The sequence below is a fragment of the Micromonospora sp. CA-263727 genome, from assembly GCF_050942455.1.
Lineage (GTDB): Bacteria > Actinomycetota > Actinomycetes > Mycobacteriales > Micromonosporaceae > Micromonospora.
Genome location: NZ_CP192031.1, coordinates 1,155,846 through 1,179,367 on the forward strand (window position 1 = coordinate 1,155,846; position 23,522 = coordinate 1,179,367).

Genomic DNA, 23,522 nt, shown 5'->3' on the forward strand with positions numbered 1-23,522 from the left:
ATCCAACCCGCTGGTATGGGTGGAACCGCAAGTGTTCCACCCATACCAGGGCAGGGGGACCTTCATGAGCAGCCTGGCGCGCTAAGGGAGACTGAATGAAGAAGGCGGGTAGTGCCCTCCTCGTTGTCGGCCTGGTGGTCGGGGCCCTCGGCTTGATACTCATCCCACTTCCTGGTCCCGGGCTCCCGGTTCTCGTCGGGGGGGCCGCGGTCGCGGTGGTGGGATTGATCGTCCGGTTGATCGGGGCGGAGCGGCCTCGGCGGTAGCGTCCGATCAGCCGGCGGTGCGCGCCACCCCGACCGGGCAGCTCAGCCCGTTCGGGCCGTGGTTGCAGTAGCCGTTGGGGTTCTTGGTCGGCGCGAGGTACTGCTGGTGATAGTCCTCGGCGAGAAAGTAGTCACCCAGCCGGCCGATCTCCGTGGTGATCTCACCCTTGCCGGCGCGGGCCACGATCGGCGCGAACGCGTCCCGGGACGCCTGCGCGGTGGCCAACTGGTCGTCCGTGGTGACGTAGATCGTCGACCGGTACTGGGTGCCCACGTCGTTGCCCTGACGCATGCCCTGGGTCGGATCGTGGTTCTCCCAGAAGACCTTGAGCAGGTCCTCGTAGCTGATTCTCGTGGGGTCGTAGACCACCTGGACCACCTCGGCGTGCCCGGTCTCGCCGGAGCAGACCTCCTCGTAGTTCGGGTTCGGGGTGTAACCACCCGCGTAGCCGACCGAGGTGGTGAAGACGCCGGGCAGGGTCCAGAACAGCCGCTCGGCGCCCCAGAAGCAGCCCATGCCGAAGACGGCGACCTGCGAGCCCTCGGGGAAGGGGCCCTTCAGCGGGGTGCCGAGCACCTCGTGCCGGTCGGCGACCGGCATCGCGATCGGGCGGCCGGGCAGGGCCCGGTCGGGGGAGATCATCTCGGCTTTCAGATGGCGGAGGAACACGGTGGAACTCCTTTCGTACCCTTCCCCGCCTGCAACACCGGCGGACCTGACTTCCTTACCCGCCCCGCGTCCGCTCAGGCCCCACTCACGCTCCGAGGGCGGTATGGACACGGTCCGCGTACGAGTCGGCCTCGGTGTCGTCGGCGTAGCGGGTCCGCGGCCAGAAGAAGCCGCGCAGCCCGTCGCCCTTGGTCCGCGGCACCACGTGGGCGTGTAGGTGCGGCACCGACTGGGACACCTTGTTGTTCATCGCCACGAAGGTGCCGCCCGCGCCCAGACCGGCCTCGACCGCGACGGCGAGCCGCCGCACCAGGCCGAAGTACCCGGCGACGGACCCCGGCGGCAGGTCGGCGAGGGTGACCAGGTGCGTGCGGGGCACCACCAGCACGTGCCCCTTGAAGACCGGCCGGGTGTCCAGGAAGGCCACCCCGTCCGGTTCGTCGGCGACCCGGAACGCCGGCACCTCGCCCGCCACGATCCCGCAGAACACACAACCTGCCATCGGCTCAGGCTATGGCCGACCGCGAAATCCCGCTCGCCGGTCTTCAGCGATCAGCTCTGCCTCAACCGACGCAATGGTCACCCTCCGTAGCCTGCCTTCGGGATGGAAGACGCGAGCCGGGCCGGGTTCCAGACGCTGGCACAGGTGGGAAGGACTAACGTCTGCGTAATGAACCACGGCTTCGACACGCTCGCCATCCACGCCGGCCAGGCCCCCGAGGCCCGCACCGGCGCGGTGATCCCACCGATCTACCAGACCAGCACGTACGCCCAGGACGCGGTCGGCGCGCCCCGGCTCGGATACGAGTACAGCCGCTCCGGCAACCCGACCCGCGACGCGCTCCAGGAGTGCCTGGCCGCGCTGGAGGGCGGACCGGTCGGGCTCGCCTTCGCCAGCGGCCTGGCCGCCGAGGACGCCCTGCTGCGTACCGTCTGCGGCCCGGGTGACCACGTGGTCATCCCCGACGACGCGTACGGCGGCACGTACCGGCTCTTCGCCAAGGTGGCGCAGCGGTGGGGGCTGGCGTACACCCCGGCGAAGGTCTCCGACCCGGACGCCGTGCGGGCCGCGATCCGCCCCGGCAGCACCAAGATCGTGTGGCTGGAGACGCCGACGAACCCGCTGCTCGGCATCGCCGACATCGCCACCCTCGCCGCCGTCGCGCACGACGCCGAGGCGCTGCTGGTGGTCGACAACACCTTCGCCTCGCCGTACCTGCAACAGCCGATCGCCCTCGGCGCGGACGTGGTGGTGCACTCCACCACGAAGTACATCGGTGGGCACTCCGACGTGATCGGCGGGGCGCTGGTGGCGGCCGACGGCGCGCTCGGCGAGCAGCTGCGCTACCACCAGAACGCGATGGGCGCGGTCAACGGCCCGTTCGACGCCTGGCTCACCCTGCGGGGCATCAAGACCCTCGGCGTACGGATGGACCGGCACTGCGACAACGCCGAGCGGATCGCCGCGTACCTGGACGGGCACGCCAAGGTCGCCCAGGTGCTCTACCCGGGGCTGCCGTCGCACCCGGGTCACGAGGTGGCCGCCAAGCAGATGCGCCGGTTCGGCGGCATGATCTCGTTCCGGGCCGCCGGTGGCGAGGAGCACGCCGTCGAGATCTGCAACCGGGCCGAGCTTTTCGTGCTCGCCGAGTCGCTCGGTGGGGTGGAATCCCTGATCGAGCACCCGGGCCGGATGACACATGCGAGTGCTGCCGGCTCGCCGCTTGAAGTTCCCGGCGATCTCGTGCGACTGTCTGTCGGCATCGAGACGGTCGAAGACCTGCTCGCCGATCTGGAGCAGGCGCTGGGCTGACCGCTGGCTGGGGAGGATGGCCGTGCAGGACATCATGCCGACCTGGGTCGGGGCGACCGCCAAACAGATCGCCCGGGGCGTACGTCGGGGCGACGTCTCCGCCACCCAGGTGCTGGCCGATCATCTCGACCACCTCGCCCAGGCCGACGCCGGCCTCGCCGCGTTCCGTGCGGTACGCGGCGGGGAGGCGGTCACCGAGGCGGAGAAGGTCGACGAGCAGGAGGAACTGGGCAACCTGCCGCTCGCCGGGGTGCCGGTCGCGGTCAAGGAGAACACCCCGGTGGCCGGCATGCCCACCTGGAACGGCTCGGCCGCGGTGCGTACCCCGGTGGCGGAGGCCGACCACGAGGTGGTCCGCCGGCTGCGCGGCGCGGGCGCGGTGATCCTCGGCGTCACCCGGATGCCCGAGCTGGGCCTCTGGGGCTCGACTGACGACGACACCGCGGTCACCCGCAACCCGTGGGACCTGGGGCGTACCCCGGGTGGCTCGTCCGGCGGCGCGGCGGCGGCGGTGGCGGCCGGGCTGGTGCCGATCGCCCACGCCAACGACGGGCTCGGCTCGATCCGCATCCCGGCGGCCTGCTGCGGACTGGTCGGCCTGAAGCCCGGCCGGGGCGTGGTGCCCTGCCAACTCGGCGCGGAGGACTGGTTCGGGCTGGCCGAGCACGGCATGCTCACCACCACGGTCGCCGATGCGGCCGTCGGCTTCCAGGTGCTCGCCGGCCGGGCCCAGGAGAAGCTGGTCCCGCCGCAGCGGCTGCGGGTCGGTGTGTCGCTGCGGTCCCCGGTGCGCGGCGTCTCGCCCGACGCGCCGAACCGGGACGCGGTCGCCGCCGCCGGCCGGCTGCTCGCCGCGGCCGGGCACGACACCGTGCCGGCCGACCCGGTCTACCCGACCTCCCTCGGCTTGAAGGGCATCGCCACCTGGTTCGCGGCCGCCGCCGCGGACGTGCGCGCGGTCGGGATCGACCGGCGCAGCCTGCAACGCCGCAGCCGACGGCACGTCGCGCTCGGCGAATGGGCGTGGCGGCGCGGGTACGTCCGGGAAGCCGACCGGCTCGGCTGGCGCGAACGGTCGATCGGCTTCTTCGCCGACCACTCGGTGGACCTGCTGCTCACTCCGGCCTTGGCGAGCGCGCCGCCGCCGGCCACCAACTGGTCGGCCCGGTCCTGGCAGGCGAACATGCTGGCCAACATCAGGTACGCCCCGTACGCGGCACCGTGGAACATCGCCGGCCTGCCCGCGCTGGTGGTGCCGGTGGGCCGCCGCCCGGACGGGCTGCCGCTGGCCGTGCAGCTGGTCGGCCCGCCCGGTTCGGAGCTGCTGCTGCTCGGCGTGGCCGGCCAGTTCGAGATGGAGGCCCCATGGCCTCGACACGCCCCGGGCTATCCCCGCGTCGGAACAGGCTCGCCAGCCACCGCGTGATCATTTACGCTCCCGGTGCCGAGCACCGGGAGGACCGTCGATCATGCGCTGCCCCACCTGCGACACCGAGACAGACGTAACCGCCAGGGAGTGTCCGACCTGCCGCACCCCCGCCGGTTCCCCGGTGCTGCATCCCGGCGCCCGGGTCCGGCCGGTCCAGGGCATCGGCCGCGCCGCCGCGGTGGCCGTGGGCGTGACCACCCTGGCCGTCCTGCTGACGCTCGCCATCCAGCCGGTCAACGCGATGGTGGCGCGACGGGCGGCGGCCTCGGCCGACGGCGACGAGCTGCTGCTGACCACCGGCCTGCTGGAGTTCGCGGCGGGGCTGGTGCAGATCGCGGCGTTGCTGGCGGCCATCGTGCTCGTCATCATCTGGAGCTGGCGGGCCCGGACCAACCTGGACGCCTTTCCGGGTGCCGGGCCGACCCTCTCCGCTGGCTGGGCGATCGCCGGATGGCTGGTGCCCTTCGCCAACCTGGTGGTGCCCTACCGGGTGGTGGCCAGCATCGCCCGGGAGAGCCTCTGGCGGCTGAGCACCCCGTGGCTGGTCAAGGTCTGGTGGGCGGCCTGGCTGGTCCACCTGGTCACCGAACAGATGGCCACGCGTTCCGATCTCGCGGACTTCGACGCCCTGCCGTACCCCGAGACCGCGGCCGACTTCGAGGCGTACGTCGACTACTACAGCGCCGCCACCCGGGCGTATCTCCTGCCCACGCTGGCCTGCGTGGTGGCCGGGGTGTCGCTGATCGTGCTGATCGTCCGGATCTCCGCCGCGCAGGCGGCCCGGATCGCCCGGGCGACACCCGCCGGCCCGATCCTGCCCGGCATGACCATGGCCGTGCCGTCCGATCCGGCCGGCACGGCGTCGACCGCGAGCGCGCCGATCGGCAGCCAGCCGGCCGGCGCACCGGCCCAGCCGCCGGCCGCGCCTGACGATCGGGGTGGCACGATCGGGGTATGACGGAACTGGTCAGCCTGGATGACGTGCGGGCCGCGCGGGAACTGCTCGCCGACGTCATCCGCATCACGCCGCTGGAGCCGTCCCGCCCGCTGAGCGCCGCGCTCGGCGGGCCGGCCTGGCTCAAGTGCGAGAACCTCCAGCGCGCGGGGTCGTACAAGGTGCGCGGCGCGTACGTGCGGATCTCGCGGCTGTCGGCGCAGGAACGGGCCCGGGGCGTGGTCGCGGCCAGCGCCGGCAACCACGCCCAGGGGGTGGCGCTCGCCGCCGGGCTGGTCGGCGCGCAGGCCACCGTCTTCATGCCGGTGAACGCGCCGCTGCCGAAGGTGGCGGCCACCAAGGGGTACGGCGCCCAGGTCGAGCTGGCCGGCGCCACGGTGGACGAGTCCCTGGTCGCGGCGCAGGCGTTCGCCGAACGGAGCGGCGCTGTGCTGATCCACCCGTTCGACCACCGGGACGTGATCGCCGGGCAGGGCACGGTGGCGCTGGAGATCCTGGAGCAGTGCCCCGAAGTGAAGACGATCGTGACCGGGGTTGGCGGCGGTGGGCTGATCTCCGGCATAGCGGTGGTGGCCAAGGCGCTGCGGCCGGACGTCCGGGTGATCGGGGTGCAGGCGGCGGGGGCGGCGGCCTTCCCGCCGTCGCTGGTGGCGGGCGAGCCGGTACGCCTGCCCGCCTTCGCCACCATCGCCGACGGCATCGCGGTGGGCCGGCCCGGCGACATCACCTACACCCACGTGCACAAACTCGTCGACGAGATCGTCACCGTCACCGAGGAGGACATCTCCCGGGCGCTGCTGATGCTGCTGGAGCGCGGCAAGCAGGTGGTGGAGCCGGCCGGCGCGGTCGGCGTGGCGGCGTTGCTGGCCGGGGTGGTCGAGGTGAAGGCCCCGGTGGTGGCCGTGCTCTCCGGCGGCAACATCGACCCGCTGCTGATGCTGCGGGTGATCGAGCACGGCCTGGCGGCGGCCGGCCGCTATCTGCGGATCACCGTATGCTGCTCGGACCGCCCGGGGCAGCTCGCCTCGCTGCTCGGCGAGATCGCCGAACACCGGGCCAACGTGGTGGACGTGGTGCACCAGCGGGCCAACCCGCACCTGCGCCTGGGCGAGGTCGAGGTGGCGTTGTCGGTGGAGACCCGGGGCGTCGAGCACTCCGACACGCTGATCGGTGCCCTGCGGGCCAGCGGCTATCAGGTGACCATCGCGCCAGAGGCGTGACACCGCACGGTGTCACGCCTCTGCACGAGCGGGTGGCCGGAGGCGGCGCGTGCCGGGCCGGCGGGGAGTGTCAGCCGGAGAACGGCTCGAAGCTGACCACGGTCACCTTGATGTCCGCGCCGCTGGGCGCGGTGTAGGTGCAGGCCTGGCCGGCCTTGCCGCCCAGGATCGCCTGCCCGATGGCGGACTCGGGGCTGTAGACCGTGAGGTCGGTTGTCGAGCCGATCTCGCGCGAGCCGAGCAGGAAGGTCTCTGTGTCGTCGGCGTCGTCGTCGAAGTAGATCGTCACGACCATCCCGGGTGCCACGGCGTCGACCGTCGGCGCCTCGCCGACCTGGGCCGTGCGAAGCAGCTCCTTCAGGTAGAGGATGCGCCCCTCGGCCTTGCCCTGCTCCTCGCGAGCGGCGTGGTAGCCGCCGTTCTCGCGCAGGTCGCCTTCCTCGCGCCGGGCGTTGATCTCGGCGGCGATGACCGGCCGGTTGGCGATCAACTCGTCGAGCTCGCCCTTCAGGCGGTCGTACGCATCCTGGGACAGCCAGGTGGCGGGCGCCTCGTTGCCATTGGACACAGGCGGTCCTCCTCGGTTGTGCGTGCTGGCTCGGGTGTGCGTGCTGGCTCGGTCGTGCGTGCTGGCTGACAGGTGAACCTTCAAGTTACCAGTGCGGTGCGACAGGAAGTGTCGGCGATCACGTCCCGTGCGTCGTCCCGGCGGGCGGCCTCAGGCGGCTGGTCGACAGCGGACGACCTCGCCGATGAAGGGCCGGGCGCTGGTGGCGAGGCGGTGCCGGACGGTGAGCTGGCGCTGTCCCGCCTCGGCCGTCACCGGCACCTCCTCGCGGGCCACCTCGGCGCCGGCGTTGTCCCGGGCCCGCAGCACGCACACCGCCGACCCGCCGTCCGGCAGGTTGACCCGGAAGTCGATCACCACCTGGCTGTCCGTGATGTCGGTGTAGGTGATCACCTGGGCGTCGTACGCCGGATCGCCGTACTGTCCGTAGAGCCGGACCGAGACGGCGGTGAGCGCCGCGACCACGGCGACCACGAGCAGCGCGGTCAGCACCGGCCGGCGGCGGCCGGGGGCACGGCGGTGGCCGTACCGGCCGGGCGGGAACACCGGCGCGTCCGGCGGAAGTGTGGCGTGCGTCTCGGTCACCGGCGGGTATCTCCTGGCGTTGTTGTCGGCGGCATCGGCAAGAATGACAGACGTCTGTCATCCCCACCCGGCTCGCAACGGTGGCTGGTGTCAAATACGACTGGTGTCAAATATGACAGGCCGACGCGGGCCGGTACCGCGACGGGGAGAATTCCGGCAGGTCAGACGGTTGGCCCGGGGCAGGGCCCACCGATGGCAGAGACGAGGAGCGCCAGCCTTGGCAGAACAACTTCGACTCATGGCCGTCCACGCGCACCCCGACGACGAGTCGAGCAAGGGCGCCGCGACCACGGCGAAGTACGTCGCCGAGGGGGTGGACGTGCTGGTCGTGACGTGCACCGGCGGCGAGCGTGGCAGCGTGCTCAACCCCAAGCTCGACCGGCCCGACGTGTGGGCCAACATCGCCGACATCCGGCGGGCGGAGATGGACGCGGCACGGGCCATCCTCGGCATCGACCAGGCCTGGCTCGGCTTCGTCGACTCCGGCCTGCCCGAGGGCGACCCGCTGCCGCCGCTGCCCGAGGGCTGCTTCGCCCTCCAGGACGTCGCGGTGGCCGCCGGCCCGCTGGTGCGCCTGATGCGCGAGTTCCGCCCGCACGTCGTCACCACGTACGACGAGGAGGGTGGTTACCCGCACCCCGACCACATCATGTGCCACAAGGTCAGTGTGGCGGCCTTCGAGGCGGCCAACGACGCCGAGCGCTACCCCGAGCTGGGCGAGCCGTGGCAGCCGTTGAAGCTCTACTACGACATCGGCTTCTCCAAGGGCAAGATCATGGCGCTGCACGAGGCCATCCTGGCCAGCGGCGTGGAGTCGCCGTACGCGGAGTGGCTGACCCGCTGGGAGGACCGGCCGGACAAGGGCCCGCGGATCACCACCCGGGTGGAGTGCGCCGAGTACTTCCCGGTCCGCGACGACGCGCTGCGTGCCCACGCCACCCAGGTGGACCCGGACGGCTTCTGGTTCCAGGTGCCGATGGAGGTGCAGCAGCGCGCCTGGCCGACGGAGGATTTCCAGCTGGTCCGGTCGATGGTCGACAGTCCGCTGCCCGAGTCCGACCTGTTTGCCGGCGTGCGGGAGACGGCCCGTGACCGCTGATCCGGCCGCGGTCTACCCTGGTGACACACCGCACTCCGGAGGAGTTCCATGCTGACCGTTGCCGAGGTGCTTGCCCAGAACAACTTCGGGGACACCCGCACGGGTGGCCTGGCCGGGCCGATGGGCCTGTTCCTCATCCTGGTCCTGGGCACCGCCACCGTGCTGTTGATCCGCAACATGAACGCCCGACTGCGTCGGCTGCCCGACCATTTCCCCGGTCAGGAGCCTGCCACCGAGACGGGCGCGGTGGAGCGGACGGTCCCAGATCCGACAGATGGGATCGTGACGACGGATTCATCCGCGGATCTTCCCAACGGGCGTCAGCAGCACCGCGACGGCTGATCGGGGCATGATTCACGTCGAACCGGATGGTCGCCCCCTGTTGCGACCATCGGGTTTGGCTTAGCCTCTCGCCGGGGGGACCAGAAGTCCTCCGAGCCGCGCGTGGGAGGGGGGCACCGATGACCATCACACTCGTGCCCGCCCTTCGTGTGTCCTGTTCCCGGTCGGCGGGAGGGGGTCGGTGACCTCCGGCAGGGCCGGTCATTCGCTCGACCGGCCCGCCGGCCGTGGTACACCGCTCAGGGTTCACCTGCTCACGGCCGCCGTGGTCAGCACCGCGCTGATCGCCGCCGTGGTCGGGCTGAGCCTGCCGGTACGGCTGCCGGTCGACGATCCGCTCGGCGGTCTGGCCCGATTCGGCATCGCGGTGGCCGCGTTCGCCCTGGCACAGCTGGCCCGGTTGCGGTTCCGGGCCGCGGCCGGCGTGGTCAGCATCACCTGGGGCGAGGCGGCGCTGGTCGTCTGCCTGTACCTCGTACCGCCCGGATGGCTGCCCGCCGCCGCGCTGATCGGCGTCGCGCTGGCCTGGACGGCGCTCTCCGTGGTGGACGAGGGACGGTCCACCTGGGACGTCGTTCGGATCGCCGGCGTGCAGGCCGCTGCCGTCGCGCTCGCGGTCTCCGTCACCACCGCCCTCGGTCAGCCGATGTCGGCCACCCTGACCCCGTCGCTCGCGCTCGCGCTCGCCGCGGGCGCGGTCACCTACCTGCTGGCCGGCGCCTGGCTGGGCGGGGTCATGCTGGCGCTACGGCACGGGATGCCGATCGGGCGCCCGCTGCTCGCCGCGCTGCGCGGCAAGCTGCTGATGTTCGTCGGCAACGTGCTGCTCGGCCTGCTCGTGGTGGTGCTGATCGAGATCGACACCCGGTGGCTGTTGCTGCTGCCCGCCCCGCTCTGGCTGCTCCAGCAGACCTACCGGCAGCGGCTGCGCGACGGCCGCGAGCGGCGCACCTGGCGGTCGTTCGCCGAGGCGACGGCCGCGCTCAACCAGCTCGACGAGCGCGGGGTGGCCGCCGCGGGCGTCACCGGCGCCCTGGCCCTGTTCGAGGCGGAGATCGTTGACGTGGAGGTGATCCGGGGCGACGGCCGGTGGCGTCGCTACCGGGGTGACCCCGGCGGTCAGGTGGTCGACCGCGAGATCGCGCCGCCGGGTGACGACGGGTCCGCCCCGGAGGAGTTGGTCCGCGAGCTGACCGTGGGCGATGTGCGGGTCGGCCGGTTGCGCGTCCGGTTCCCCCGCACGGCACCGCCCAGCGGACGCGAGCGGGACGCGCTGGCCGCCTTCGCCGACGCCCTCGCCGCCGCCCTGCACGACGCGGCCACCCATCGGGAACTGCGGCTGGTCAGCGCGCGTTCGTCCTATGAGGCGGTGCACGACCCGCTGACCGGCCTGGCCAACCGGGCGGCCATGCTCAGCCAGGGCGACCAGGCGCTGCGGCGGCTCGCCCACGACCACCCCGTCGCCCTGCTGCTGCTGGACATCGACCAGTTCAAGGAGGTCAACGACACGCTCGGGCACGCCGCTGGCGATCAGCTGCTGCGGCTGACCGCCAACCGGCTCGGCGCCCTGGGGCGCTCCGGCGACCTGTTGGCCCGGCTCGGCGGCGACGAGTTCGCCCTGCTGCTGACGTCGGTGCCGGTGGTGGACGACCGCACCGCCCCGGTGGCGTACGCCCTGCGTCAGGCTCGGGAGATCGCCGAGCGGCTGGCCGCCCCGGCCGAGGTGGCCGGGGTACGGATGTCCGTCGAGGTCTCCGTCGGTGTGGTGGTGGCCGCGGCCGGCACCGCCGACCTGACCGAGCTGCTGCGTCGGGCCGACATCGCCATGTACCAGGCGAAGGGCGGCGGCGGCAGCGTGGCCACGTACGACAGCTCTCGGGACGCGGCCAGCACCGACCAGCTGGCCCTGCTCGCCGAGCTGCGGGAGGCGTTGCTGACCGACGATCAGCTGGTGCTGGTGTTGCAGCCAGCGGTGGACCTGACCACCGGGGCGCCGACCGGCGTGGAGGCGTTGATCCGCTGGCGGCACCCGCGCCGGGGCTGGCTCGGCCCGGCCGACTTCGTCCGGTCGATCGAGAACAGCGACCAGTTGGGCGCCTTCACGCGCTACGTGCTGGACAAGGCGCTCGCGGTCGCCGCCGGCTGGGCCCGGGAGGGCCTGGACATCCCCATCTCGGTCAACCTCTCCGCCCGCAGCCTGCTCGACCCCCGGTTGCCGGCGGAGATCGCCGAGGCGCTGCGCCGGCACCAGGTGCCGGCCGGCCGGCTGGTCCTGGAGATCACCGAGACGGTGGTGATGAGCGAGCTGGAGGTCATCGACCAGGTGCTCACCGCGCTGCGGTCGATGGGGGTGCAGTTGGCGGTGGACGACTTCGGCACCGGCTTCTCCTCGCTCACCTTCCTCACCCGGATTCCGGTGGACGAGTTGAAGGTCGACCGGTCGTTCGTGCTCGGGATGGCGGACTCGCCGGCGGCGGCGGCGATCGTACGCAGCACCGTCGGGCTGGCCCACGAGCTGGGCCTGCGGGTGGTGGCCGAGGGCGTGGAGACCGCGGCCCAGCGGTCCGCCCTGGCCGAGCTGGGCTGCACCGCCGCCCAGGGCTACCACTTCTTCAAGCCGATACCGGCCGACAAGATCGCCGCCGTCCTCGGCTCCCTGGCCCGCCAGACCCCCACCAACGTCCTTCCGCTCCGCGCCGACGGCGCCTCCTAGCCCTGCCACCCCACCCCCACCCACCCGGCGGAGCCCGCCTCGCGCGGGTGATCAAGAAGTTCGGTCCGGGGAGAGCGCCCCGCAAGACGCAAACCTCTTGATCACCGCACGGAGGGGTGGGGACGGGATGGTGAAGGTCAGGCGCGGGGGAGGGTTTGGGGGGTTACCTGGGGGAGGGCGGCCCAGTCGGCGGAGGCGATGCTGGCGTGGCGGGCGGCCAGTTCGGTGAGGCGGGCGAGGGCGGCGTCGGGGTCGGTGTTGCCGATCGCGGGCGGTACCTTGTGCGCGTCGGTCATCACCAGCAGATAGTGGTTGGCGGAGTACCAGGCGGTGTCGATGCTGCCGGTGACGTACGCGGTGGCGTCGCCGTCGAAGATGACGAACCAGGGACGCAGGTTGGTCTCGGTGTACTGGCTGCGCGGGTCGCCGGCCCGTGCCCGGTGCACGGCCGGGAACGCCTTCGCGGCGTCGAGGTTGCCGGCCGCGTCCAGCGCGACCAGGTGCCGGGCGTACTCCACGTCGGTTCGGAGCACGTCGGTCGGGTTGCCGTGCTCGATGGTGCCCGGGATCAGGTAGACGATCACCTTTCCGGCGAGCTGCCGGCGGGTCGGCCAGGCGTTGGCGCGGGCAGCGGCGTCCAGCGTGGCGTGTCCGCCGCGTAGCTCGGCCGGGGTGAAGAGCCGGTCGCCGAGCCGGGCGGCGAGCGCGGCGTCGAGCTGGGCCGGACCCTGGCCGGTACGGGCGCTGAACCCCGTCTTCAGCTCGATCTTGAGCAGCAGCGGCCCGGCGTCCGGATGTGCGGCCAGCCAGAGCCGGATGTTGTCCAGGCAGTGCTCCAGGTTCCGGTTGCGGGTGCCGGTGTAGAGCTGGGCGGCGCTGGTGGCGGCCACGCAGTTGTTGTCGTTGCCGAGCGGGTTGGAGTGGCTGACCCGCCACTGGCGGGTGAGGATGTCCGGCCAGACGTCCAGCTCGATCAGGCCGGGCCGGGCGTCGAGCGCCTGCGCGAGGTAGGGGTAGGTGGCCCTCTCGTACGCGTTGTGGGTGCCGACGCCGGTGGTGGCCGAGATCCGGGTGTCCGGGTGGACGGCGGCGCTGGCCGGGGCCGGTGGCGCCAGCGTGGCCACCAGTACGCCGGCCGTGAGGACGGACAGGAGCCGGAGTCTGCGCATGGAATCCTCCTCGTCGCCGTGCCGGCGGGGGTCGCCGGAGGCATGTACAGATCTAAATAGGTCGAAGTGAACGAGGGAAGGCCGATCGGGGCACGGTGTCCGACCGGCGGCCGTGGGGCCGGCTGGATATGGTCTTCGGGTGAACCGACTCGCGGACGCCACCAGCCCGTACCTGCTCCAGCACGCCGGCAACCCGGTGGACTGGTGGCCCTGGTGCGACGAGGCGTTCGCCGAGGCGAAACGGCGGGACGTGCCGGTGCTCATCTCGGTCGGCTACTCCGCCTGCCACTGGTGTCACGTGATGGCGCACGAGTCGTTCGAGGACGAGGCGGTCGGCAAGCTGCTGAACGAGCGCTTCGTCTCGATCAAAGTGGACCGCGAGGAGCGGCCCGACGTCGACGCCGTCTACATGACCGCCACCCAGGCGATGACCGGCCAGGGCGGCTGGCCGATGACGGTCTTCGCCACCCCGGACGGCACCCCGTTCTTCTGCGGGACGTACTTCCCCCGCCCGAACTTCGTCCGGCTGCTCCAGTCGGTCAGCACCGCCTGGCAGGAACAGCGGGAGGCCGTACTGCGCCAGGGCGTCGCGGTGGTGGAGGCGATCGGCGGCGCCCAGGCCGTGGGCGGCCCCACCGCACCGCTCACCGCCGAACTGCTCGACGCCGCCGCCGACCAGCTGGCCAGCGAGTACGACGAGACCAACGGCGGCTTCGGCGGGGCGCCCAAGTTCCCGCCGCACCTGAACCTGCTCTTCCTGCTGCGGCATCACCAGCGCACCGGCTCGGCGCGGAGCCTGGAGATCGTCCGGCACACCTGCGAGGCGATGGCCCGGGGCGGCATCCACGACCAGCTCGCCGGCGGCTTCGCCCGCTACTCCGTCGACGCGCACTGGACCGTGCCGCACTTCGAGAAGATGCTCTACGACAACGCCCTGCTGCTGCGGGTCTACACCCAGCTGTGGCGGCGCACCGGGGACGCGCTGGCGCTGCGGGTGGCCCGGGACATCGCCCGGTTCCTCGCCGACGAGCTGCACCGCCCCGGCCAGGGCTTCGCCTCCGCGCTGGACGCGGACACCGAGGGCGTCGAAGGGCTCACCTACGCCTGGACCCCCGCCCAGCTGATCGAGGCGCTCGGCGAGGAGGACGGCCGCTGGGCCGCCGACCTGTTCGCCGTCACCGAGGCCGGGAATTTCGAGAAGGGCATGAGCGTGCTTCGGCTGGCCCGGGACGTCGACGACGCCGACCCGGCGGTGCGGGAGCGCTGGCAGAGCGTGGTGAGCAGGTTGCTGGCCGCCCGGGACGCCCGGCCCCAGCCAGCCCGCGACGACAAGGTGGTGGCCGCCTGGAATGGCCTGGCCGTCACCGCGCTCGCCGAGTTCGTGCGGCTCGTCGAGACCGCCGGCCGGATCGGCCCCGAGGGGGAGGCGAACCTGCTGGAAGGGGTCACCATCGTCGCCGACGGTGCGATGCGGGACACCGCCGAGTACCTCGCCCGGGTGCACCTGGTGGACGGGCGGCTGCGCCGCGCCTCCCGGGACGGCCGGGTCGGCGAGCCGGCCGGGGTGCTGGAGGACTACGGCTGCGTGGCCGAGGCGTTCTGCGCCATGCACCAGGTCACCGGCGAGGGGCGGTGGCTGGAGCTGGCCGGGCAGCTGCTCGACACCGCCCTGGCCCACTTCGCCGCCCCCGGCGGTTCGTTCTACGACACCGCCGACGACGCGGAGCAGCTGGTGACCCGGCCGGCCGACCCGACGGACAATGCCACCCCCTCGGGGCGGTCCGCGATCGCCGCCGCCCTGGTCACGTACGCGGCGTTGACCGGTGAGAACCGTTACCGGGAGGCCGCCGAGGCGGCGCTGTCCACCGTCGCGCCGATCGTCGGGCGGCACGCCCGGTTCACCGGGTACGCGGCGACCGTCGGTGAGGCGCTGCTCTCCGGGCCGTACGAGATCGTGGTGGCCACCGCAGACCCGGCCGGTGACCCGCTGGTCGCGGCCGCGTACCGGCACGCGCCGCCCGGTGCGGTGATCGTGGCGGGCCAGCCGGACCAGCCCGGAGTGCCGTTGCTGGCCGGCCGGCCGCTGCTCGACGGCCGCCCCGCCGCGTACGTCTGCCGGGGTTTTGTCTGCCAGCGGCCGGTCACCGGTGTCGACGACCTGGTGGCGCAGCTGCGCTGATCAGGTGACCGCCGGTCGGCTCCGCGACCGGCCCGGATAGGCTGGCGCCGCTATGGATTCCCGAACCGGTCTGCCCGTTGTCGGCATGGTGGGCGGCGGCCAGCTGGCCCGGATGACCCACCAGGCTGCGATCTCCCTCGGCCAGTCGCTGCGTGTGCTGGCGCTCACCCCGGACGACGGCGCGGCCCTGGTCGCCGCCGAGGTCCAGTACGGCGACCACACCGACCTGGCCGCCCTGCGTACCTTCGCCAAGGGCTGCGACGTGGTCACCTTCGACCACGAGCACGTCCCGACCGAGCACATCCGCACCCTGAGCGGCGAGGGCGTGAAGCTGTTCCCGCCTGCCGACGCGCTGGTGCACGCCCAGGACAAGCAGGCCATGCGGGAGCGGCTCGGTGCCCTCGGTGCACCGAACCCGGCGTGGCGACCCGTCGCCGCCCCGGCCGACCTGGTGGCCTTCGGCGACGAGGTGGGCTGGCCGGTAATGCTCAAGGCGGCCCGTGGCGGGTACGACGGCCGGGGCGTCTGGCCGGTCACCGACGCCGCGAACGCCACCGAGCTGGCGGAGACGCTGCTGGCCGGCGGCACCAGGCTCATCGTCGAGGAGCGGGTGGCGCTGCGCCGGGAGCTGGCCGTGCAGGTGGCCCGCTCACCCTTCGGGCAGGTCGCCGTCTATCCGGTGGTGGAGACGGTGCAGCGGGACGGGATCTGCGTCGAGGTGCTGGCCCCGGCGCCCGGCCTGCCGGAGGAGCTGGCGGTCTCCGCGCAGCAGCTCGCCATCGACCTGGCCACCGCGCTCGGCGTGGTGGGCCTGCTGGCGGTGGAGCTGTTCGAGGTGGCCGACCCGGCGGTCCCCGGTGGCAGCCGGGTCCTGGTCAACGAGCTGGCCATGCGTCCGCACAACTCCGGGCACTGGACCATCGAGGGCGCCCGGACGTCGCAGTTCGAGCAGCACCTGCGGGCGGTGCTGGACTACCCGATGGGCGACACCGCGTTGACCGCGCCGGTGGTGGTGATGGCGAACGTGCTCGGCGGCGCGTCGGGCGGCATGTCGGTCGACGAGCGGCTGCACCACCTTTTTGCCGCCGAGCCGACCGCCCGGGTGCACCTCTACGGCAAGCAGGTGCGGCCCGGCCGCAAGATCGGGCACGTCACGGTGCTCGGCGACGACCTGGACGAGGTACGCTCCCGGGCCGCCCGCGCGGCCCGCTGGCTGAGCGACGGCATCGGTGAGCGCGAGGAGTGAGCTTGCGAGCCCCGCAGTCGCGAACGAAGGTGGCTCGGGTGAGCGCGAGGAGTGAGCGTGCGAGCCCCGCAGTCGCGAACGAAGATGGCACGGAGGAGGGGGCCGGTATGAGCACCGTCGGCGTGATCATGGGTAGCGACTCGGACTGGCCGACCATGAAGGCGGCGGCCGATGCGCTCGCCGAGTTCGAGGTGCCGTACGAGGTGGAGGTCGTCTCGGCGCACCGCACCCCGGTCAAGATGATCGACTACGGTCGTGCCGCCGCCGGCCGGGGCCTCAAGGTCGTCATCGCCGGTGCCGGTGGCGCGGCACACCTGCCCGGCATGATCGCCTCGGTCACGCCGCTGCCGGTGATCGGCGTGCCGGTGCCGCTGAAGCACCTCGACGGGCTGGATTCACTGCTCTCCATCGTGCAGATGCCGGCTGGCGTGCCGGTGGCCACCGTGTCCATCGGCAACGCCCGCAACGCCGGCCTGCTCGCCGTCCGCATCCTGAGCACCGCCGACCCGCGGCTGCTCGACCGGATGTCGGCGTACCAGGCCGACCTGGAGCAGCTGGTCGCCGAGAAGGACGCCGCCCTCCGCGCCACCCTCCAGTAAGGAAGGGCCCCCTGTTAACGCCTCGTGTATAGGAGGGGCCCCTTATTAACAAGCGTGGCAGGGGCGGTTAGCGCATGCCGCGTAGGGCGGTCTGGAGGCGTTCCTGGGCACGGCGGCGGCGTTCGTTGCTGGCCCCGAGGAGCAGCAGCAGGAAGCCGACCGGGATCAACGCCAGCCACGGCCCGAGGCTGAACAGCGCGTGCACCGCCGCGATGGCGGTGACCGCCGCGCCGATGATCACCGGTGCCTGCTGCTGGCTCATCGACCCGAAGACCAGCACGGCGACGGCGCCGAGCAGCAGCAACACCTGTCGCAACGTGCTCGAATCGGTGGCCAGCACGATCGCCAGGGTGGGCACGAAGGCGGCCACCAGTGCCGGACCGTACGCCACCCAGCTGCTCAGGTCGGGCCGTTGGCGCAACTCCAGGACACCGACCAGCAGGGCCAGCGCGGCGAACGGCAGCGTGTACGCCTCGGGCAGCGCCACGTGGGCGACCCGCATCAGGATCCACCAGGCGGTGATCTCGCAGACCACCACGGCCCAGAAGAGGATCCGCCGTTCCATCGGCCGGCGGCCGGGCCGGGTCGCCGCGAGACCGAGCACCGCGCCCCAGGCGGCCAGCAGGGCGGCGATGTGTCGCGGCGAGTCGAAGGCCAGCGCCAGCGCGATCAGCGCGGCGGCGTACCCGGACCATTCCACCGTGGCCGCCTCGTGCCGTGCCTCCGGGCGACGCAGCCAGGGCAGGGTGGCGGCGAAGACCTGCAACGCCGCGCCGACCGCGAGCACCCCGAACGCCGACCAGACCGCGGCGAGCCCGGCGACCAGGCCCGCGGTGAGGACGAAGAGTTGCGCCATCAGCGAGGCGAAGAGCCAGCCGAGGATGCGCGCCCGTGAGGTGGTGCCGTACAGCGCCGCGACGACGCCGACGGCGACCGCGCCGCCGAGGGTGAACAGGGTCAGCTCCCGGGTGGCGAGGCTGCCGGCGAGGCCAGCCCCGCCGGCGGCCAGGCCGATGGCGAAGACGAGTATCCGGGCCAGCCGCAACGAGCGGGCCCGTTCCTCGATCGGCGGGGGTGGGGTGAGCGCCAGTCCCAGCATGGCGATGGTGAACACGGCCAGCGCCGACAGGGTGCTCGCCGGCCAGCCGCCACCGAGCGCGACCGGGGTGATCAACAGGGTCACCGCGGTCCCGGGCAGCACCACCGGCACCGCCCGGGACCGTCGGCCGCCGCTGAAGCCGGTGGCCGCCAGCGCCGCGGTCACGGTGAGCAGCAGCGCGGTGAGCACATGGGTCGGGTTGACCGCGGCCGGTGGCGGGGTGAGCAGTTCCGGAGGCGGCCCCTGCCAGATCCGCCGGAGCGTGCGATGCGGATCGACCAGAGCCGCCAGCAGCGCCGGGGTGATCGAGACCAGCGCCAGGACGGTCGGCAGGACGGCGGCGGCCAGCGCCCCCGCGGCCGGGCTCACCCGCCACCGGCGCGGGCCGCCGTCGTCGGGCAGCCGCCGCAGCGCCCCGTCGAGCAGCACCGTCCAGCGGCGGACCGGATGCGCCGCGCCAGCCGGCGGCTCGGTGGCCCCCGGACCAGTTCGGCGAGCACGCCGAGCAGGGCCGCGGCGGCGGCGTACACGCCGACCGGCAGGCCGATGGGTACGGCGGCCAGCGCGGTCACCGTCGCTCCACCGACCACCCCGACGCTCGCCCAGGGCAGGTACTGCGGGACCTGCCGACGGGCGGCGGCCACCGCGGCCAGACCGAGGCTGGACGCGGCCAGGCCGGCGGTCAGCACCACCTGGGGAGCGTGGCCGAACTCGGCGGCCAGGGTGGCGGTGGCGCCTGGTAACGCCAGCAACGCCGCGGCCACGCCCGCGCCACCGATCTGCGCCAGGTGCGGCGGCATCCCCTCGGCGTGGATGTCCTCGACGAGCGGCCCGGCCGTGAAGCGGGCCAGCGTGGCCACCACCGCACCGATAACCGCGATGCTGCCCAGGGCAAGCGCGGTGGTCCACGGACGGACCAGGCCGGCGCCGGCCGCGTGCAACGCGACCACTCCGGCGACCGTGATCCGGGACAGCGCGGCCCGGGGGTCGACGGAGGCGACGGCGGCCATCCCGACGACCGCGGCGACCATGCCGCCGATCAGGACCGGCGACCACCATGGCAGGTCGAATGCGGCGGGCGCGCCGATGGTGGCCAGCACGATCGCCGCGCCGGAGACGTCGTAACGCCAGGGCGGCGGCAACAGGATGCCGGCGGCCCCGGCGAGCAGGACCAGGGCGATCGGGCCCTGCCAGGTGGTGCCGCCGGTCGGCGCGGCCGGCCAACCGCTCAGGTCGCCGTGCCAGATCGGGCCCGGGGTGGCCAGCACGCCGACCCCGCCGCGCAGCGCCATCCAGCCGGCCAGCAGCCCGATCAGCACGCCGCCGACCGCGAGGCCGAGCACCGGCCCGCGCCGCGACTGCTCCGGCATCGCCCGTGCGGCCACGGCCACCACCAGGACCAGCGCGGCGGCGATGGCGAGTTGCCCGCCCGGCGCGAGCACCGTACCGATCCGCAGCAGGGTGGCGACCAGGGCCGCGGTCACCGCGGCGGCGGCCAGGTCGGAACCGTCCAGGGTGGCGTCGGAGCGACGGCCGGTGTCGATCGACGGGGCCAGGAAGAGGAGTACGGCGGAGACCAGCAGCAGTGCGGCGACCCAGGCGTCGGCGACGGTGGCCCCCGGGGCCCCGAACCCGGCCGCGGCGACCACCAGGGCGCCCAGGCCGGTGCCGACCGACAGTGGCACCGGGATCTGCCGTTGGGACACCTGGACGACGGCGGCGTAGCCCAGGGTGGCGCAGACCGCGAGGAAGCTGGCCGCCAGCACGGGCACCGTCGCCGCACGCAGGCTCCCCGGCGTCGGAGTGAGATCGACGGGCAGGGTGGCCGCGACGAAGGCGGCCACGGCCCCGGGCAGCGCGAAGGCCGCGCCCCCGCGGCCCAGGCCGAGACGGTGTCCGCGGCGGCCGGAGCGAGTCGGATCCGGGGGGCGGCGGCGATCAGGGCGCCGGCCAGGACGAGGGTGACCAGCACGGCGGCGGTTAGCGCCGGGCGGGCCAGGGCGGCGCCCGCGCCGGCCAACCCGACGCTGGCGGCGGCCACCGCATGGGCCAGCGCCGCCCGCGTGGTGCGGGCGGAGAGCCCGATCGCGCCGATGCCGATCGCGGTCAGCACCATCGGCCACGGCGCGAGCGTCCAGGCCAACCCGAAGGAGGCCGGCACGGCGAGGGCGGTCAGCGCGGCGCCGGTCACCGCGAACTCGCGGCGGATCTCCGGCGGCAGGGCCAGCACCGCGGCTGCGGTGAGCAGGAAGGCGCTGGCGGCGAGCTGCCAGGCGGCCGGGCCCGCCGCGGCGGCCAGTTCGGCCGGATACCGGTCGAGGTCCGCGGCCCAGGCCGGCAGGGCAGCCCTGATCGGGGCGATACCCGCGCGCAGGGCGCTGCCAGCGACCAGCACCCCGCTGACCGTCAGCGCCACCGCGGCGGCCAGCTGCGGGCCGCGACGGGCGGATTCCGGCACCGCGCGTACCGCCAGGCCGGTGACCGTGATGACGGCCGCGATCAGCAGCAGCGAGCGGTTGGGCAGGGCCACCGAGGCGACCCGGCCCAGCGCGCCGATGACGGCGAGGGTGAGCACCCCCGCGCCGATGTCGGGTAGCGGGGGATGCCGCAGCATCAACGTCCCGGCCAGGCAGACGGTGGCGGCCAGCAGCAACACCAGGCCGGCGCCGGTCGCGCCGGCCACGGTGGTGGTCCGCAGCAGGGCGGCCACCGCGTACGCGAGGCCGACCGCGACCGCCACGCCGTGCAGCGCCCAGGTCAGCTCCCGTAGGCCGGGCACCGGCCGGGTTGGTGGGGTCGCCTGGGCGTCGGTGGGGTCGAGCAGCTCACCGGACTCCTCCGGCGCCCCCTCGGGCCGCCCGTCGGCCAGCCGCTGCCGGGGTGTGCCTCCCGGGCCGGGAGGGCCCGGGGTCGGGCCGCCGGAGATCGGCTGCTCCACGGTGACCGGGGAGCGGGCCAGCCAGAGGTCGAGCACGGCCACCACGGTGAGCACCAGCGCCCAGCCCGCCGGACCGGTGATCCGGTCGTAGGCCAGCAGCGGCACCACCGGCTGGGCGGCCAGCACCGTGGCGAACCGGGGGGCGCGTAGCCGGGTCCAGCCGGCGTACCCGGCGGCGACGGCGGCGGTGACCGTGAAGATCACCCCGGCGAAGACGGTGCCGGAGGTGGCGCCGCCGCCGATCCACTCCACCGCCCAGAGCGCGTACCCGGCGAGCGGCACCAGGAGCAGGCCCACCGCGGCGATCGTCTCGGCGGTGCTGGTCAGCCCCCGCCTGACCAGCACCGGCGGGGCGAGCAGCATGAGCACGGTCGCGAACAGCAGGATGCCGAGGCGGGCCAGCGCGTCCATCGAGCTGGTCGCGACCACGGCGAAGACCACCGCGGCGACGCCGAGCAGCAACGCGCCGAGGCCGAGAGGGATGTTCTGGACCTCCCGCGAGGACGCCTCCGGCGGGTGCTCGGGGTCGTCGGCGTCCAGCCAGACGGGCGCGGTCGGTGGCGGCGGGGGTGGGTCATCCGTACCGAGGGTGGCGCCCTGGCGTGGCACCCGTGGTGGTGCGGTGCCCTCGACCGGGTGGTTTCGCAGCGGTGTGGTGCCGCCGTTGCCCGGCGACTTGCGCGGCGGTCGGCGTCGGAGCACCCGCCGGGGGCGGTCGGCCTGCTTGAGCCGTTCGTCGCCGCTGGTGCCGGCGTGCGCGAGGGTGTCGCGCTGGAAGAGCGCGGCCTGCATCTTGGCGGCGAGCTTCCGCTGCTCGCTGGCGATGTCGGCCTCGCGGGCCTTCATCTCCGCGATGGACCGTTCGATCTCCGCCAGGTGTTCGGCCCACTGCGGCTGGTGGGCGCCGCAGTGCGGGCAGCGCACCGCCGGCTTGATCTCCCGGCCGCACGAGGAGCACTGAAAGGTCGCCACGACACCCCTCCACCCGCACTGTGGATTCCCACTGTCGCAGCATGCCCAATGCGAGCCAGGAATTCGACCGTTGTCGGCGGGTCAGCCACCCCGGGAGGCAGCACAGCACGACGCGAATCAGCCGAATTAGACGGCGAGCAGGAAGGCGGCGGGCCGGAAAACCCCACCGCGAGGACTAAGGGAGGACTAAGGCCGGCCCAGGCCGCGGTACTCCCAGCCGGCCTGCGTCCACAGTGCCGAGTCGAGACAGTTCCGGGCGTCGACCACCCGGCGACCCGCGACCAGCTCACCGAGGAGGGTCGGGTCGGCGTTGCGGAAGTCGGCCCACTCGGTGAGGACGCAGACCAGGTCGGCGCCGGTCACCGCTTCGGCCATGTCGGGCTCGTAGGTCAGCTCCGGCACCGCCCGACGGGCGTTCTCCATGCCCTGCGGGTCGTAGACGTGCACGTCGGCACCGGCCTTGTGGAGCAGCGCCGCGACGGCGAGCGCGGGCGCGTCGCGTACGTCGTCGGTGTTGGGCTTGAAGGTCGCGCCGAGCACCGCGATCCGGGTGCCGGAGAGGTCCGGACCGGCCGGGCCGGAGCGGCGGCCGAGCAGCTCCGCGGCGAGCTGGAGCACCCGGGTCCGCCGGCGCAGGTTGATCAGGTCGACCTCGTGCAGGAAGCGCAGCGCCTCGCCGGCACCGAGCTCCTGGGCCCGGGCCTGGAAGGCACGGATGTCCTTGGGCAGGCAGGCGCCGCCGAAACCGAGCCCGGCCTGGAGGAAGCGGTTGCCGATCCGCGGGTCGTACCCGATGGCCCGGGCCAGCTGGGTGACGTCTCCGCCGGAGGCTTCGCAGACCTCGGCCATCGCGTTGATGAACGAGATCTTGGTGGCCAGGAAGGCGTTCGCGGCGACCTTGACCAGCTCGGCGGTGGCGAAGTCGGAGACCACCAGGGGCACCTCGCGGTCCTCGGTGGCGGCCAGGTCGAAGACGCCCTTGTGGGCCGCGTACAGCATGCCGTTGGCCCACTCGCTCTTGACGCCGACCACGATCCGGTTCGGCCGCAGCACGTCGTCGACGGCGAAGCCCTCCTGGAGGAACTCGGGGCTCCAGGCCACCTCGACGCCGAGGTCGGCCGGGGTGTGCTTGCCGACCAACTGCTCCACCCACTCGGCGGTGCCGACCGGGACGGTGGACTTGCCGACGATCAACGCCTTGCGGGTCAGGTGCTGGGCCAGGCTGGTGACGGACGCCTCGACGTACGACAGGTCGGCGCCCATCCCGTCGGCGCGCTGCGGCGTGCCGACGCAGATGAAGTGCACGTCACCGAAGTCGGCGGTCTCGGCGATGTCGGTGCTGAACCGTAGCCGCCCGGCGGCCAGGTTGCGCCGGAGCAGCTCGTCGAGGCCCGGCTCGTGGATCGGCACCTTGCCGGCGTTGAGTTTGGCGATCTTGTCCGCGTCGACGTCGAACCCGAGCACCTCGTAACCGAGTTCGGCGTAGCAGATGGCGTAGGTGGCGCCGAGGTAGCCGGTGCCCAGGAAGGTCACCCGGGGGCGGGAGGCACCCGAGGGCGGGGTCACCGCGGCGATGGCGGGCATCGGCTGGGTGTTCGGGTACGGGATGGTCACGCCTGTCTTCTCCGCTCGCACTGGCGCCGCGTGGTCGCGTCGCGTT

The 23,522-nt window shown here is 73.3% G+C and carries 16 protein-coding genes and 1 pseudogene; 10 read left to right on the plus strand and 7 right to left on the minus strand.

Features of this window, described 5'->3' with window-relative positions:
• Nucleotides 1-273: 273 nt before the first annotated feature.
• Nucleotides 274-936 (minus strand): peptide-methionine (S)-S-oxide reductase MsrA, encoded by a 663-nt coding sequence (gene msrA / locus ACQPYA_RS05400; protein ID WP_433531534.1) that lies wholly within the window; start codon nucleotides 934-936, stop codon nucleotides 274-276.
• An 85-nt stretch (nucleotides 937-1,021) separates the two neighbouring features.
• Complete coding sequence (locus tag ACQPYA_RS05405; protein WP_433531535.1) at nucleotides 1,022-1,438, minus strand: HIT family protein; 417 nt, start codon at nucleotides 1,436-1,438, stop codon at nucleotides 1,022-1,024.
• A 168-nt stretch (nucleotides 1,439-1,606) separates the two neighbouring features.
• Here ACQPYA_RS05405 and ACQPYA_RS05410 point away from each other — a divergent pair, with 168 nt between their 5' ends.
• From ACQPYA_RS05410 to ilvA, 4 genes are all read left to right on the plus strand, one after another.
• Nucleotides 1,607-2,749 carry a cystathionine gamma-synthase gene (locus ACQPYA_RS05410; RefSeq protein WP_433531536.1) on the plus strand — a complete coding sequence of 381 codons (1,143 nt, stop codon included), beginning with the start codon at nucleotides 1,607-1,609 and terminating at the stop codon, nucleotides 2,747-2,749.
• A 16-nt stretch (nucleotides 2,750-2,765) separates the two neighbouring features.
• Nucleotides 2,766-4,175 carry an amidase gene (locus ACQPYA_RS05415; RefSeq protein WP_433531537.1) on the plus strand — a complete coding sequence of 470 codons (1,410 nt, stop codon included), beginning with the start codon at nucleotides 2,766-2,768 and terminating at the stop codon, nucleotides 4,173-4,175.
• 124 nt (nucleotides 4,176-4,299) lie between these two features.
• Complete coding sequence (locus ACQPYA_RS05420; RefSeq protein WP_433531538.1) at nucleotides 4,300-5,136, plus strand: DUF4328 domain-containing protein; 837 nt, start codon at nucleotides 4,300-4,302, stop codon at nucleotides 5,134-5,136.
• Nucleotides 5,133-6,353 carry a threonine ammonia-lyase gene (gene ilvA, locus ACQPYA_RS05425; RefSeq protein WP_433531539.1) on the plus strand — a complete coding sequence of 407 codons (1,221 nt, stop codon included), beginning with the start codon at nucleotides 5,133-5,135 and terminating at the stop codon, nucleotides 6,351-6,353. Before ACQPYA_RS05420 ends, ilvA begins: the two co-directional genes overlap by 4 nt.
• A 70-nt stretch (nucleotides 6,354-6,423) precedes the next feature.
• Here ilvA and greA read toward each other — a convergent pair whose 3' ends face one another.
• Both greA and ACQPYA_RS05435 read right to left on the minus strand, forming a co-directional pair.
• Nucleotides 6,424-6,921, minus strand: a complete 498-nt coding sequence (greA, locus tag ACQPYA_RS05430) for a transcription elongation factor GreA (RefSeq protein WP_433531540.1) — start codon at nucleotides 6,919-6,921, stop codon at nucleotides 6,424-6,426.
• Nucleotides 6,922-7,071: 150 nt separating this feature from the next.
• The gene (locus tag ACQPYA_RS05435) at nucleotides 7,072-7,506 is read right to left on the minus strand and encodes a DUF4307 domain-containing protein (protein WP_433531541.1); all 435 of its coding nucleotides are present in this window, start codon (nucleotides 7,504-7,506) and stop codon (nucleotides 7,072-7,074) included.
• A 217-nt stretch (nucleotides 7,507-7,723) separates the two neighbouring features.
• On the opposite strand from ACQPYA_RS05435, the gene mca reads away from it, so the two are divergent.
• The 3 genes from mca to ACQPYA_RS05450 all read left to right on the plus strand — a co-directional run bounded on the left by mca (nucleotide 7,724) and on the right by ACQPYA_RS05450 (nucleotide 11,660).
• Nucleotides 7,724-8,605 carry a mycothiol conjugate amidase Mca gene (gene mca, locus ACQPYA_RS05440; RefSeq protein ID WP_433531542.1) on the plus strand — a complete coding sequence of 294 codons (882 nt, stop codon included), beginning with the start codon at nucleotides 7,724-7,726 and terminating at the stop codon, nucleotides 8,603-8,605.
• Between the two features lie 48 nt (nucleotides 8,606-8,653).
• Entirely contained in the window at nucleotides 8,654-8,947 is a 294-nt protein-coding gene (locus ACQPYA_RS05445) for a hypothetical protein (protein WP_433531543.1), read from the plus strand.
• A gap of 250 nt (nucleotides 8,948-9,197) precedes the next feature.
• Nucleotides 9,198-11,660 (plus strand): putative bifunctional diguanylate cyclase/phosphodiesterase, encoded by a 2,463-nt coding sequence (locus ACQPYA_RS05450; protein WP_433533388.1) that lies wholly within the window; start codon nucleotides 9,198-9,200, stop codon nucleotides 11,658-11,660.
• A gap of 137 nt (nucleotides 11,661-11,797) precedes the next feature.
• Here the strand turns inward: ACQPYA_RS05450 and ACQPYA_RS05455 are convergent, their stop codons facing one another.
• Nucleotides 11,798-12,829, minus strand: coding sequence for a phosphatidylinositol-specific phospholipase C domain-containing protein (locus tag ACQPYA_RS05455; protein WP_433531544.1), 1,032 nt, complete (start codon nucleotides 12,827-12,829; stop codon nucleotides 11,798-11,800).
• A gap of 139 nt (nucleotides 12,830-12,968) precedes the next feature.
• Between ACQPYA_RS05455 and ACQPYA_RS05460 the strand changes: the two genes are divergently transcribed.
• The 3 genes from ACQPYA_RS05460 (at nucleotide 12,969) to purE (ending at nucleotide 16,853) form a co-directional block, all read left to right on the plus strand.
• The gene (locus tag ACQPYA_RS05460; protein WP_433531545.1) at nucleotides 12,969-15,008 is read left to right on the plus strand and encodes a thioredoxin domain-containing protein; all 2,040 of its coding nucleotides are present in this window, start codon (nucleotides 12,969-12,971) and stop codon (nucleotides 15,006-15,008) included.
• Between the two features lie 52 nt (nucleotides 15,009-15,060).
• Complete coding sequence (locus ACQPYA_RS05465) at nucleotides 15,061-16,254, plus strand: 5-(carboxyamino)imidazole ribonucleotide synthase (protein WP_433531546.1); 1,194 nt, start codon at nucleotides 15,061-15,063, stop codon at nucleotides 16,252-16,254.
• 107 nt (nucleotides 16,255-16,361) lie between these two features.
• Nucleotides 16,362-16,853: a 5-(carboxyamino)imidazole ribonucleotide mutase gene (gene purE / locus ACQPYA_RS05470; RefSeq protein WP_433531547.1), complete on the plus strand. Its 492-nt coding sequence runs from the start codon at nucleotides 16,362-16,364 to the stop codon at nucleotides 16,851-16,853.
• A 67-nt stretch (nucleotides 16,854-16,920) separates the two neighbouring features.
• Here the strand turns inward: purE and ACQPYA_RS05475 are convergent.
• Nucleotides 16,921-21,862 (minus strand): annotated as a pseudogene (locus tag ACQPYA_RS05475) (SCO7613 C-terminal domain-containing membrane protein).
• A gap of 186 nt (nucleotides 21,863-22,048) precedes the next feature.
• Entirely contained in the window at nucleotides 22,049-23,476 is a 1,428-nt protein-coding gene (locus ACQPYA_RS05480; RefSeq protein ID WP_433531548.1) for a UDP-glucose dehydrogenase family protein, read from the minus strand.
• Nucleotides 23,477-23,522 lie beyond the last annotated feature (46 nt).

What these genes read in the sequence shown, in the direction of transcription:
- ACQPYA_RS05405 (WP_433531535.1), bottom strand. Translation starts at nt 1,438, where the DNA reads ATGGCAGGTTGTGTGTTCTGCGGGATCGTGGCGGGCGAGGTGCCGGCG.
- ACQPYA_RS05410 (WP_433531536.1), top strand. Translation starts at nt 1,607, where the DNA reads ATGAACCACGGCTTCGACACGCTCGCCATCCACGCCGGCCAGGCCCCC.
- ACQPYA_RS05415 (WP_433531537.1), top strand. Translation starts at nt 2,766, where the DNA reads ATGGCCGTGCAGGACATCATGCCGACCTGGGTCGGGGCGACCGCCAAA.
- ilvA (WP_433531539.1), top strand. Translation starts at nt 5,133, where the DNA reads ATGACGGAACTGGTCAGCCTGGATGACGTGCGGGCCGCGCGGGAACTG.
- ACQPYA_RS05445 (WP_433531543.1), top strand. Translation starts at nt 8,654, where the DNA reads ATGCTGACCGTTGCCGAGGTGCTTGCCCAGAACAACTTCGGGGACACC.
- ACQPYA_RS05455 (WP_433531544.1), bottom strand. Translation starts at nt 12,829, where the DNA reads ATGCGCAGACTCCGGCTCCTGTCCGTCCTCACGGCCGGCGTACTGGTG.
- ACQPYA_RS05465 (WP_433531546.1), top strand. Translation starts at nt 15,061, where the DNA reads ATGGATTCCCGAACCGGTCTGCCCGTTGTCGGCATGGTGGGCGGCGGC.
- purE (WP_433531547.1), top strand. Translation starts at nt 16,362, where the DNA reads ATGAGCACCGTCGGCGTGATCATGGGTAGCGACTCGGACTGGCCGACC.